The organism is Bacillus sp. FSL W8-0645 (assembly GCF_038007905.1).
In the GTDB taxonomy this organism is placed as follows: Bacteria; Bacillota; Bacilli; order Bacillales; family Bacillaceae; genus Bacillus; species Bacillus pumilus.
This window is the reverse complement of the sequence record NZ_JBBOYC010000001.1, coordinates 2,570,464-2,583,503: the sequence shown is the minus strand read 5'-3', so window position 1 is coordinate 2,583,503 and position 13,040 is coordinate 2,570,464. Positions and strand designations below refer to the sequence as shown.

The window sequence follows — 13,040 nt, the reverse complement described above, 5'->3', positions numbered from 1 at the left end:
TCAATCAACATGGCAGATGAAATCAAAAAGAATGTTCCGCTCCTTCCATTGCGAGGTTTGCTTGTTTATCCAACAATGGTCTTGCATTTGGACGTTGGACGCGAAAAGTCTGTTCAAGCATTAGAACAGGCGATGATGAACGATCATATGATTTTTCTAGCAACACAGCGGGAAATTTCAATAGATGAACCAGGTGAAGAGGAAATTTTCAAAGTCGGCACCTACACAAAAATTAAACAAATGCTGAAGCTGCCAAATGGAACGATTCGTGTACTCGTTGAAGGCTTAAATCGAGCACAGATCGAATCATATGTCGAGCTCGAGGACTATACGTCTGTCGACATTAAAGAATTAGCAGAAGAAGAATTAAAGGACGCAGAAGCAGAAGCACTCATGCGTACATTGTTAGATCACTTTGATCAATACATAAAAATTTCAAAAAAAATCTCAGCTGAAACATATGCAACAGTGACGGATATTGAGGAACCGGGGAGAATGGCAGATATCGTTGCTTCTCACCTGCCGCTCAAACTAAAGGACAAACAAGAAGTACTGGAAACAGTGGATGTCAAAAAACGGCTGAACCGGGTCATCAGCTTAATTCACAATGAAAAAGAAGTACTTGAGATTGAAAAGAAAATCGGGCAGCGCGTGAAACGTTCAATGGAACGGACGCAAAAAGAATATTATTTACGTGAACAAATGAAAGCCATTCAAAAAGAGCTTGGAGACAAAGAAGGGAAAACTGGGGAAGTCAGTTCTTTAATGTCTAAAATCGAAGAGTCGAGCATGCCGGATTCTGTTCGTGAAACGGCGCTCAAAGAATTGAACCGTTATGAAAAAATTCCTTCAAGCTCTGCTGAGAGCTCTGTGATTCGAAATTATATTGATTGGCTGATCGGTCTCCCGTGGGGCATCTATACAGAAGATCGTCTAGATTTAAAGCTTGCAAGTGAAATTTTAGATGATGAGCATCACGGGCTGGAAAAGGTCAAAGAACGGGTGCTTGAATATCTTGCTGTACAGAAGCTGACCAATTCATTAAAAGGACCGATTCTTTGCTTAGCAGGACCTCCTGGAGTAGGGAAAACATCACTTGCCAAATCGATTGCCAAATCACTTGACCGAAAGTTTATCCGTATCTCCCTTGGCGGTGTGCGTGATGAATCCGAGATTCGTGGACATAGAAGAACGTATGTAGGTGCGATGCCAGGCCGTATCATTCGCGGAATGAGCAAGGCAGGAACGATGAATCCGGTCTTCCTTTTAGATGAAATTGATAAAATGTCCTCTGATTTTAGAGGTGATCCATCTTCTGCGATGCTCGAAGTCTTAGACCCAGAGCAAAATCATAACTTTAGCGATCACTATATTGAAGAAACATTTGATTTGTCTCAGGTGTTATTTATTGCCACTGCCAACAATTTAGCAACCATTCCAGGTCCACTTCGTGATAGAATGGAGATTATCACGATTGCAGGGTATACAGAGGTTGAAAAAGCAGAAATTGTGAAAGATCATCTTCTGCCGAAGCAGCTAAAGGAGCACGGATTAAAGAAAGGGAACTTGCAGCTTCGTGAAACAGCGATTTATGATACGATTCGCTATTACACAAGAGAAGCTGGTGTTCGTGGATTAGAGCGTCAGCTTGCGGCGATATGCCGTAAAGCGGCAAGAGCGATTGTGGCTGAAGACCGCAAACGCATCACGGTGACAGAAAAGAACTTATCTGAATTTCTCGGAAAAAGACTTTACCGTTATGGTCAGGCTGAAACGACAGACCAAGTGGGAGTTGTCACAGGACTTGCGTATACCACTGTTGGCGGAGACACCTTGTCAATTGAGGTATCACTTTCTCCGGGTAAAGGCAAGCTGTTGTTAACAGGTAAGCTTGGTGATGTCATGAGAGAATCTGCACAGGCGGCATTCAGTTATATTCGTTCCAAAGCAGATGAACTGAACATTGATCCTAATTTTAATGAAAAGCATGATATTCATATCCATGTTCCAGAGGGTGCGGTTCCAAAGGACGGGCCATCAGCTGGTATCACCATTGCGACGGCTCTTGTATCAGCCCTCACAGGACGACCTGTGTCAAAAGAGGTTGGTATGACAGGAGAGATTACGTTAAGAGGAAGAGTGCTTCCAATTGGCGGACTAAAAGAAAAAGCATTAGGCGCACATCGCGCAGGACTGAAAACCATTATTCTTCCAAAGGACAATGAGAAGGATATTGATGATATTCCTGAAAGTGTGAGAGAAGGACTAACCTTTATTCCAGTCTCGCATTTAGATGAGGTGCTTGAGAAAGCGTTGGTAGGAGAGGGAAGATGAAAGTAACAAAATCAGATATCGTCATCAGTGCGGTAAAACCAGAGCAGTACCCGAGCGGGGGACTGCCTGAAATCGCTCTTGCTGGACGATCAAATGTTGGGAAGTCCTCGTTCATCAACTCATTGATTAATCGTAAAAATTTAGCACGTACGTCTTCTAAACCAGGTAAGACTCAAACGCTTAATTTCTACATCATCAATGATATGCTCCATTTTGTGGACGTTCCAGGTTACGGCTTTGCTAAAGTATCAAAGACAGAGCGTGAAGCCTGGGGTAGAATGATCGAAACGTATATTACAATGCGTGAAGAATTAAAAGCAGTCGTCCAAATTGTGGACCTGCGTCATAAGCCATCAGTAGATGATGTGAACATGTATGAATTCCTGAAATATTACGGAGTTCCTGTGATCGTCATCGCAACAAAGGCGGACAAAATTCCAAAAGGCAAATGGGAAAAACATGCGAAAGTCGTCAAACAGACACTCGACATTGCCCCATCAGATGAACTAGTCCTATTCTCTTCTGAAACAAAAAAGGGAAAAGACGAAGCCTGGAATGCCATCCTTGCGAAGATTAATAACTAAAAAAAGGCATCTGTCATGAGCAGATGCCTTTTTATTGTATAAGTTATTTCCTTTTTAAAAATAATAAGAGGAGACTAACAGCAATCAGTACATAAGGCCAGTACAATTCAAAACCGGAAGTAGGGATCGAAAGGGAACTTAGCTGTTTTGTAATTTGCTGAAAGAAATAAAGGAACAGACCGAGTGCAATGAGAACAACACTTTCAATACGATATTCTTTTTTCTGAGATGATTTCACAAAAAGAGCAAGTCCAACGATGAATACGATCATCGTAAATGTGTCTGGCCAGTAGTCCAATTTTGGCTGAAGAATAAAGTGTAGCGAAAGGCCCGTCATCAGCATACCGATAAACACATGAGCGCTTTCTTGCTCCTTCTTTCCTTGATATAAGAAAGCAAGGCCAAAAAGCAGTACGAGTGTATACCATTTCTCTTGATCCTTCCAAATGTCAAATTGACCTCCTGAGAGAATGGCATATAGCGCTACAGCCAGCAAAGTGAGCGGCAGCAAAATGGATTTCTTCTTCAAAGATGTCACCTTCTTTTAAGCAGATCATTTGTCCGCACGCGCCAAATCTGGTAAATTGCTTGAAGTGATGATATGGCATAATGGGTGTCGAACATTTTTCTACTATATCACAACATTTTTGAAATCTGTTCACAATTTTCATCCAGTTAAAAATGAATATATGTTATAATCACTATAAATAATAAATTCTATATTGTAATTATTATAAATTAGACAGGGCGTTGGGGGTGCAAGCTGAAGTTATGCATATTCTTGTTGTGGGTTTAGATTATAAAACAGCCCCTGTTGAGATACGGGAACAGCTGAGCTTTGAACCGAGCGAGCTCGGAACAGCGATGTCCAAGCTTAAAGAAGAAAAAAGCATTCTAGAGAATATCGTCATCTCAACATGTAATCGAACAGAGATCTACGCAGTGGTAGATCAGCTTCATACTGGACGGTTTTATATAAAAAGATTTTTAGCTGATTGGTTCGGTTTAGAAAAGGAAGATGTCTCGCCATATTTGAAGTTCTATGAAAATGATGGAGCGGTCGAGCATTTATTCCGTGTGGCCTGTGGACTTGATTCCATGGTGATTGGCGAAACACAAATACTTGGTCAAGTGCGCTCTAGCTTTAAAGTAGCTCAAGAGGAGAAGACCATTGGTACCGTTTTCAATTATTTATTCAAACAGGCGGTCACCGTTGCAAAACGCTCTCATGCGGAAACAGACATTGCGTCTAATGCCGTGTCTGTCAGCTATGCAGCTGTCGAGCTTGCGAAAAAAATCTTTGGACGTCTTTCTGATAAACATGTCCTGATTCTTGGTGCGGGTAAAATGGGCGAACTAGCGGCTCAAAACCTTCAAGGTCAAGGGATTGGTCAAGTAACGGTTATCAATCGAACGTATGAGAAAGCAAAAGAATTGGCAGGCCGTTTTTCAGGAGAGCCTAAAAGCTTAAACCAATTGGAAAAAACATTATCCGAAGCTGACATTTTAATTAGTTCCACTGGTGCGAAACAATTTGTCATTACAAAAGAAATGGTCGAAAGTGCGAATAAAAAGCGGAAGGGCAGACCTCTATTTATGGTGGATATTGCGGTCCCTCGTGATTTAGATCCAGCCATTTCTGAAGTAGAAGGTGCTTTTTTGTATGACATTGATGACCTTGAGGGCATCGTTGCAGCTAACTTAAAAGAGCGTCGTGCGGTGGCTGAGCAGGTTGAGCTCCTCATTGAAGCAGAAATTGTGGAATTTAAGCAATGGCTGAATACGCTTGGTGTGGTTCCTGTCATTTCTGCACTTAGAGAAAAGGCGCTGACGATTCAAGCGGATACGATGCAGAGTATTGAGCGAAAGCTTCCGAATCTCACACATCGTGAAATGAAGCTATTAAATAAACATACGAAAAGCATTATCAATCAAATGCTGAAAGATCCTATCTTAAAGGCAAAAGAAATTGCCGCGGAGCCGAATGCAGAAGAAAAACTTTTACTGTTCAAAGAAATCTTTGATTTACAGGTTGAAGATGAAGAGCAAAAGGCGGAGCCGATACAGGTGGAGCAAGGGTCATTTCAGCTGTTTAAACCAAATATGGCACAAGGCTTTGCTACAGTTGCCAGTGAGTGATTAAGCGATGATGGAATCCATTGTAGCGAGACTAGGCGAAGCGACGACCTTGATCTATGCACTAAGTGTCTTGTTCTATTTCATAGATTTTCTTCAACACAACCGGAAGGCTGGAAAAATGGCTTTCTGGTTGCTTTCTATTGTCTGGCTGCTGCAAACAGTCTACATGTTCTATATTATGATGGAAACAGACCGATTCCCTGTGTTGAATGTAGCAGAGGGGTTATATTTTTATACGTGGGTGCTTGTGACACTTTCACTTGTTCTCACAAAAATATTGCGTGTTGAATTTATCGTCTTTTTTACAAATGTCATCGGTTTTTCCTTGATGGCGATTCACACCTTTACACCATCTGATCTCCACTCAGCAGAACTAACTGGGAAGCTGACGAGTGAATTGCTTGTGATTCATATTACGATGGCGATTTTATCATACGGTGCCTTTTCACTTTCATTTGCTTTCTCTCTACTCTATCTCTTTCAATATCGTTTGCTGAAAAAGAAAAAATGGGGAAAATGGCTTCTGAGAATTGAAGATTTATCGAAGCTTGATCATATGGCATACGTATTAAACATTATTGGCGTGCCGATGCTCTTACTTAGTTTGATTCTTGGCATCATTTGGGCATATATTTCGTATGATACGTTGTACTGGACAGATACAAAGGTGCTTGGTTCGTTTATTATGCTGTTTTTATATGGTGTTTACTTATATATCAGATTGGTGAGAAATATGCAGGGCAAAGTCGTGGCACTGTGGAATGTCGGTTCATTCTTTGTGCTGATGATCAATTATTTTCTGCTTGGTAGCTTATCAACCTTTCATTGGTTTCAATAAATAATGATGAGTCTTAAGGGCATTGTCGGGAGGAAGACGAATTGCGTACAATTAAAGTAGGTTCTAGAAGAAGTAAGCTTGCAATTACACAAACAAAATGGGTCATTCAAAAGCTGTCTGAACTAAACCCTTCTTATTCTTTTGAAATAAAAGAGATTGTGACAAAGGGTGATCAAATTTTAGATGTGACCTTATCAAAGGTTGGCGGAAAAGGACTGTTTGTCAAAGAAATTGAACAGGCGATGCTGAATCACGACATCGATATGGCAGTTCACAGTATGAAGGATATGCCGGCTGCTCTTCCTGCAGGATTAGTCATTGGCTGTATTCCTGAGCGTGAAGATGTAAGGGACGCTCTAATTTCGAAGGATCATCTGCGTCTTCATGAGCTGCCGAAGGGTGCTATTGTGGGAACGAGCAGCTTACGGCGCAGTGCCCAGCTTCTTCAGGAAAGACCAGATCTGAACATTAAATGGATTCGAGGAAACATTGATACACGATTGGAAAAGCTGAAAAATGAAGAATATGATGCCATTATTCTAGCGGCTGCCGGTCTGTCCAGAATGGGATGGAGCAAAGAGGTCGTGTCTGAATTTTTATCTCCTGAGACTTGCCTGCCCGCAGTTGGTCAAGGCGCTTTGGCAATTGAGTGCCGCGGAGATGATGAAGAGCTATTGCAGCTTCTCGCTCAATTTACGAATGAATACACAAAGAAAACGGTTCTCGCAGAAAGAGCCTACCTCAAACAAATGGATGGCAGTTGTCAGGTGCCGATCGCTGGCTATGCAACGATGAATGAGCGTGATGAAATTGAACTGACGGGTCTTGTGGCATCTGCTGACGGACACACGATTATTCGAGAAACTGTATCAGGCACTGACCCTGAAGCAATTGGAACAGCATGTGCGAAGCAGATGGCTGATAAGGGAGCAAAGGATTTAATCGACAAGGTGAAAAAGGATCTGTCCTCCCAATGACCATAGGGCAATCGCTTCACGGACAGACGGTGCTTGTCACTCGAAATGAACGTCAAGCGGGTGTGTTTCAGCAGAAGATTGAAGAGCTGAACGGCCATGCTGTTTTAACCTCTCTTATTCGATTTGAGCCTACGCTCACAAATGAAAAAGCGCAGGCCTTTTTAAAGGACTTAGAAAATAGCCAATGGCTTGTTTTCACGAGTGTAAATGGCGCGTCTTTTTTTCTGAGCTACATAGAAGACCATCATTTACATAAGAGTTTATCCCATTTGAAAGTGGCTGCGGTAGGTGAGAAAACCTCTGCCTATCTTGAGCAGCACGGCTTGAAGGTGGATGTAGTACCAGAACGATTCATAGCGGAAGAGCTCGCAGATGCGCTGCTTGACCATGTGCGTCTGGGAGAGCGTGTGTTTGTAGCAAAAGGACACCTGTCTCGAGATGTCGTGAAGAAAACGCTTGTTCCACTTGGCATAGAAGTAAAGGAATGGATTTTATATGAAACGGTCAAGGATGAGGAAGGAATTGCCGCTCTCAAAACGGCAATGACGAAGCAATCATTTGATTTTATTACATTTACGAGCTCATCCACTGTCCATTCATTTATGCATGCCATGGAGGCAGATGCAGCGAAGCTAGCTGCTTCTGACACCTGTTTTGTGACGATCGGTCCTCTGACAAAAGAGGCACTGCTTCAATACGGGATTTCTTCTGAAACCCCAGATACTTATACGATAGACGGAATGCTTGAATTGATGTGCCGTTTATCTGAAAGGAAGTTGAACCAATGATGAAATTTAACAGACACCGCAGACTGCGGACAAGTGCAGGAATGAGAGAATTAGTCAGAGAAACCTTTTTAAGACCATCTGATTTCATTTATCCGATCTTTTTTGTAGAGGGAGAAAATGTCCGAAAAGAAGTCCCTTCAATGCCGGGTGTTTATCACATTTCAGTGGACCTTGTAAAAGAAGAAGTCCAAGAGCTTGTTGATCTTGGCATCAAATCAATTATTGTATTTGGTGTTCCAGATCATAAAGACCATGTGGGCAGTGAGGCGTATCACGATCATGGCATTGTGCAAAGAGCGACGCTTGAGATCAAAAAGCATTTCCCAGAGCTTGTGGTCATTGCAGACACTTGCTTATGCCAATATACAGATCATGGACATTGCGGGATTGTTGAAGATGGTGAAATTTTAAATGATGAATCTCTTCAGCTTTTAGCGAAAACAGCTGTTAGCCAAGCGCGCGCAGGTGCAGATATCATTGCTCCTTCAAATATGATGGATGGATTTGTTGTGGCCATTCGTGAGGCGCTTGATAAAGCTGGCTTTATTCATGTACCTGTCATGTCATATGCTGTGAAATATGCAAGTGCGTTTTACGGTCCGTTTCGTGACGCAGCGCATAGCACACCGCAGTTTGGAGATCGTAAAACATACCAAATGGACCCTGCAAACCGTTTAGAGGCACTAAGAGAAGCGCAGTCTGACGTAGAAGAGGGAGCTGACTTCCTCATTGTGAAACCATCTCTTTCTTATTTAGATATTATGCGTGATGTCAAAAATGAATTTACACTCCCAGTTGTTGCATACAATGTGAGCGGAGAATATGCAATGGTCAAAGCCGCTGCTCAAAATGGGTGGATTTCTGAAAAAGAGCTTGTTCTTGAAATGCTGACAAGCATGAAACGTGCAGGAGCAGAACTCATCATTACGTATCATGCAAAAGATGCAGCAAAATGGCTCTCAGAATAAAGAACGGATAGACAGGAGGACGTTGAAATGGGACGTAGCTATGAAAAATCAAAGCAAGCATTTGAAGAAGCGCAGCATTTAATGCCTGGCGGTGTCAACAGCCCTGTGCGTGCATTTAAATCAGTGAACACAGACCCGATTTTTATGGAGCGAGGCAAAGGCGCCAAAATCTATGATATTGATGGAAATGAATACATCGATTATGTCTTATCATGGGGACCACTTATTTTAGGGCATACGAATGACCGTGTGGTTGAAAGCATTCAGCGAGTGGCAGAAAAGGGGACAAGCTTTGGTGCTTCCACATTAGTTGAAAATGAATTAGCTAAGCTTGTATCAGAGCGGGTACCTTCTATCGAAGTCATTCGTATGGTCAGCTCTGGTACAGAGGCAACTATGAGTGCGCTTCGTCTAGCTCGTGGCTTTACAGGCAGAAATAAAATTGTGAAATTTGAAGGCTGCTATCATGGCCACGGCGATTCCTTGCTCATTAAAGCAGGTTCAGGCGTCGCAACGCTTGGGCTTCCAGATAGCCCAGGTGTACCTGAAGGGACTGCAAGCAATACGATCACAGTGCCTTACAATGATTTAGAAAGCATTCAAGTTGCATTTCAGGAGTTTGGAGACGATATTGCAGGTGTCATTGTCGAGCCGGTTGCAGGAAATATGGGGGTTGTCCCTCCGCAAGACGGTTTCTTACAAGGGCTGAGAGACATCACAGAGCAATACGGAGCTTTACTCATTTTTGATGAGGTCATGACCGGCTTCCGTGTGGACTATCACTGCGCGCAAGGTTATTTTGGCATCACACCTGATCTGACGTGTCTTGGTAAAGTGATTGGTGGCGGCCTCCCGGTTGGCGCTTATGGCGGAAGAGCGGATATTATGAGACAAATTGCGCCAAGCGGTCCAATTTATCAAGCAGGAACGTTATCTGGTAACCCACTTGCGATGACAGCAGGCTTAGAAACCTTAAAACAGCTGACACCTGAGTCTTATGAAGAGTTTAGACGAAAAGGAGACCGGCTGGAAGAAGGCATTTCAAACGCGGCGAAAACACACGGAATTCCATTAACGTTTAACCGTGCGGGTTCGATGATTGGATTCTTCTTTACAAATGAAGAAGTGGTCAATTATGACAAAGCCAAAACAGCTGATCTCGCTTTATTTGCTGAATTTTACAAGGAAATGGCCGACCACGGCATCTTCCTTCCCCCTTCTCAATTCGAAGGACTATTCCTGTCAACAGCTCACACAGATGAAGACATCGAATATACGATTGAGACAGTGGAAAAAGTATTTCAAAAACTACGTCGATAAACGAAAGCTGATATGGAGACATATCGGCTTTTGATCATGACACAAGGCTTGTTTTCAGCCTTGTGTCTTCTTTTCGGCGTGAATTGAAAACCTTTGAAGTCTAGGAAGGTCGAGCACAGGAGCGAATTGATATTCGTGAGCACCTGCGCACAGGACTGACAACGAATGCGAGGGTTTGACTACACGCTGCGCCGATATGGAGACATATCGGCTTTTTTGTGTTGCTGAAAACCAATCATATTTTCACTGCCTCTCACATACATCTGTATTGACATCTAATTTTATTTTGAAGGATTAGATGAAAGGAGGACACCGACTTGTCTCAAAACAATCGATTACAGTTTTCAGTAGAAGAATCAATCTATTTCAAAAGCGGACAGGAAGTCAGTGAGCTGCTGTCTATTTCTCTCGATCCTGACATTCTCGTTCAAGAAGTGAATGATTATGTTTCGATTAGAGGTTCACTCGAGCTAACAGGAGAATACAACATAAATCAAGAGGAGCTATTGGGTGAATTGAGTTCCTATGCATCATACAGAGAAGCTGATGAGGTGAAGGTCAGAGAAGACGGGACGGCGGAGCTTCTGCATCAATTCCCAGTCGATATCACTATTCCTAAAAACAAAATCAGTCATTTAAATGATGTGTTTGTGTTTATTGATGCGTTTGATTACCAGCTGACAGAAAATCGTTTGCTGACCATTCAAGCTGATCTAGCGATTGAGGGTCTTTTAGACGAGGAAACGCCTCAAGCGCCTGTAGAGGAGCCGTATGAATTTGTTCATCGTTCTGAAGAAGAATATGGCGACGTGACCTACGATTATCAGCTGCAGCCAGAAGATGAAGAGCAAGAAGAGCTACAAAACTATGAACGTGAGATTGATGAGGATCAGGCTGTATTACAGCATGACACGCGCACCGAAGAAGAAAAGCAGGAAGAAGAAATTGAGATAGAGCTGGTGAGTAGGGAAGAAGAAACCGAAGAACTGGAAGAATCGGAAGAACGGGAGGAAACGGAGAGCCAAGAAGAAGTGGCGCTTGGTTATCGCTCCTTACCTGAAGCTCAGGTGCAAGAACCACCATTTTTTGAACCGCCTAAGCTCTTAGAAGAAGAGAAACGGGAGGATACATTCTTTGAGGTGGAAGTGAGAAAAGATCCCGAAGCAGCTGAAGAGCTGGAAGAAACGGTTCAGCCGTATCCAGTATTTGAATCACCCGCTTATCACGTGGAAGAGGAAGAGGCGCAGGATGATACGTACCAGCTCGGACGGTTATATGAACGAGAAGCACCAAAAGTATATGAGTCAGCTCAAGAAGAAGAGGAGTTTGAAGAAGACGTGAGAGAAACGTCTGGCAGTGAAAACTCTCTTTATTTAACAAAGCTGTTTGCTAAGCAGGAGGAGGAAGATTTTTCTCGCATGAAAATATGTATAGTTCAGCAAGAAGATACGGTCGATCGTATTTGTGAGAGATATCAGTTGAATGTGCAGCAGCTCCTTCGCACAAACTCATTATCGATGGATGCGGAGCTTGAAGAAGGGCAGATTCTTTATATTCCTGAATATCAAAAAAGCAATGCCTAACAAGAGATAACCGATCAAGAAAATGTGGTGAGTGAACGTGGATGAGATCCAATCTGTCCTATATGAATACGGGCTTGAGGCGGAATACATTGAACCCGTCAGTCCTGCTGTCGTCAAAGTGTATACAAAGCAGGGCGTATTTGCCTTAAAGCGAGTAAAAGCCAGTCGACATATGCAGTTTACAGAGCAAATGCTTGAACTAGAATCAAAGGGCTATCGCTCTTTTGTGCCGATTTATCGGACGAAGAGCGGTTCTTTTTTCTCAAGTCATCGTGAAAGCCAGTACGCATACTATCTCATGCCTTGGCTGACGAATGAAAAGAGAGAAGAGCAGGACGATAAACATGAATATTTATTTCAAGAGATTGCAAGACTTCATAAGCGGACTGAAGTGATGATGGATATATCAGAGCAAGAGATCGAAGCGCACTACACACAAATCAAGACCAAATGGGAAACAGAGAAAGACATGTATGAACGATTCATAGAGCGGGCAGAGCAGACTTGGTATATGTCGCCATTTGAACTGGCTGCTGCGATGTATTTTTCAGAGGCGATGTCTGCCAGCGAATTTGCCCTTGAACGACTAGAAGATTGGCATGAAGAAATGAAAGATAAAGAAACAACTCGTGTTGTGTTAAATCATGGGCAGCTGTCGATTCATCACTTTTTGTATAATGATGTGGGTACAGGACATTTCACCAATTTTGAGCGGTCTAAAAAAGCCGCCCCCATTTATGACCTTCTGACCTTTTACTTTCGGACATTCAAAACCTATCCCACGTCTTGTCCTGAATGCACTTCCTTGTTTTATACGTACCAAAAAGGAAATCCTCTTCGGGAGGAAGAGCTTCATTTGTTTCTTAGTTACCTTGCTTATCCGCAAGGTCTGTTTGATACAGTTAAAACCTATGAAGCAGGCGGGCAGGATGAGATGGAAAGCTGCCAACAGCTGTTAAGAGCGTATTGGCAGATGAAAAACTCAGAGCCGACCGTCATGAAAATTCACGAGATTGAGCAGGCTAGACGGCTTGAAGAAGAACAAAGTGCCTCGTCATCAGCGGAATGACGAGGTTATTTTGTGTTCATATTGGCCGGTACATAAGCGCGAGTCTTTAAAACCAATCAAGGTGAAAGGCGCAGGCGAGAAAAATGAGAATACCTAGGATGAGGACGTCAAATGTTGTGGGGAAAATGATCGTACGAAACCCTTGAAATATCGCAATCGGGAGAACGACTTGGGAGGCCACTGCCCGAATTTGTCTCAGCCAGGGGGGAAGTGTGTAAGGATTGATCTTTTTCAAAGCAAACGCCCTCCTTCTTTATTTTGTTATTATCATATGGGCAAAAAGGCAAAGGGTGCTTGCCCAATTTGTATAAAGAAGAAGAAAAGCGGAAAAGATGATTGACGAAAACAAAAGGCATTTAGTAATATAAATAAAAGATGAGTATGTGCTGATGAACGTGATATATCGTAAGCGTGGATCAGGAAGAGTACAAGCAAGACCC

The 13,040-nt window shown here is 42.7% G+C and carries 12 protein-coding genes and 1 other annotated feature (1 of these 13 running past the window's edge); of the genes, 10 read left to right on the top strand and 2 right to left on the bottom strand.

Annotation, left to right across the window (positions count from 1 at the left end; genetic code table 11):
• Window positions 1–9: 9 nt before the first annotated feature.
• Window positions 10–2,334, top strand: coding sequence for an endopeptidase La (gene lon / locus NST39_RS13305; RefSeq protein WP_113767509.1), 2,325 nt, complete (start codon window positions 10–12; stop codon window positions 2,332–2,334).
• On the top strand, window positions 2,331–2,918 hold the full coding sequence (yihA, locus tag NST39_RS13300) for a ribosome biogenesis GTP-binding protein YihA/YsxC (protein WP_003216344.1): 588 nt from the start codon (window positions 2,331–2,333) through the stop codon (window positions 2,916–2,918). Before lon ends, yihA begins: the two co-directional genes overlap by 4 nt.
• A 43-nt stretch (window positions 2,919–2,961) precedes the next feature.
• On the opposite strand, the gene NST39_RS13295 is transcribed toward yihA, so the two are convergent.
• Window positions 2,962–3,447: a hypothetical protein gene (locus NST39_RS13295; protein WP_044139987.1), complete on the bottom strand. Its 486-nt coding sequence runs from the start codon at window positions 3,445–3,447 to the stop codon at window positions 2,962–2,964.
• A 242-nt stretch (window positions 3,448–3,689) separates the two neighbouring features.
• Here NST39_RS13295 and hemA point away from each other — a divergent pair, with 242 nt between their 5' ends.
• The 8 genes from hemA (at window position 3,690) to ysxE (ending at window position 12,600) form a co-directional block, all read left to right on the top strand.
• Window positions 3,690–5,057: a glutamyl-tRNA reductase gene (gene hemA / locus NST39_RS13290; protein ID WP_268453079.1), complete on the top strand. Its 1,368-nt coding sequence runs from the start codon at window positions 3,690–3,692 to the stop codon at window positions 5,055–5,057.
• Between the two features lie 7 nt (window positions 5,058–5,064).
• Entirely contained in the window at window positions 5,065–5,895 is an 831-nt protein-coding gene (locus NST39_RS13285) for a cytochrome c biogenesis protein (RefSeq protein WP_044139988.1), read from the top strand.
• Window positions 5,896–5,936: 41 nt separating this feature from the next.
• Window positions 5,937–6,872 carry a hydroxymethylbilane synthase gene (gene hemC / locus NST39_RS13280; protein ID WP_341028768.1) on the top strand — a complete coding sequence of 312 codons (936 nt, stop codon included), beginning with the start codon at window positions 5,937–5,939 and terminating at the stop codon, window positions 6,870–6,872.
• Window positions 6,869–7,660: a uroporphyrinogen-III synthase gene (locus NST39_RS13275; protein ID WP_065098537.1), complete on the top strand. Its 792-nt coding sequence runs from the start codon at window positions 6,869–6,871 to the stop codon at window positions 7,658–7,660. Before hemC ends, NST39_RS13275 begins: the two co-directional genes overlap by 4 nt.
• A complete protein-coding gene (gene hemB, locus NST39_RS13270) occupies window positions 7,657–8,628 on the top strand; it encodes a porphobilinogen synthase (RefSeq protein ID WP_106066908.1) in 972 nt (323 codons plus the stop codon). The genes NST39_RS13275 and hemB overlap by 4 nt, the downstream gene beginning before the upstream one ends.
• A gap of 27 nt (window positions 8,629–8,655) precedes the next feature.
• Window positions 8,656–9,948 carry a glutamate-1-semialdehyde 2,1-aminomutase gene (gene hemL, locus NST39_RS13265; protein WP_044139991.1) on the top strand — a complete coding sequence of 431 codons (1,293 nt, stop codon included), beginning with the start codon at window positions 8,656–8,658 and terminating at the stop codon, window positions 9,946–9,948.
• A 317-nt stretch (window positions 9,949–10,265) separates the two neighbouring features.
• The gene (locus tag NST39_RS13260) at window positions 10,266–11,531 is read left to right on the top strand and encodes a LysM peptidoglycan-binding domain-containing protein (RefSeq protein ID WP_113767504.1); all 1,266 of its coding nucleotides are present in this window, start codon (window positions 10,266–10,268) and stop codon (window positions 11,529–11,531) included.
• Window positions 11,532–11,568: 37 nt separating this feature from the next.
• Entirely contained in the window at window positions 11,569–12,600 is a 1,032-nt protein-coding gene (ysxE, locus tag NST39_RS13255) for a spore coat protein YsxE (protein WP_341028764.1), read from the top strand.
• Between the two features lie 46 nt (window positions 12,601–12,646).
• Here ysxE and NST39_RS13250 read toward each other — a convergent pair whose 3' ends face one another.
• Window positions 12,647–12,835 (bottom strand): hypothetical protein, encoded by a 189-nt coding sequence (locus NST39_RS13250; protein WP_003216497.1) that lies wholly within the window; start codon window positions 12,833–12,835, stop codon window positions 12,647–12,649.
• A 168-nt stretch (window positions 12,836–13,003) separates the two neighbouring features.
• Window positions 13,004–13,040 (top strand) — a binding site (T-box leader) (it continues 193 nt past the right edge of the window).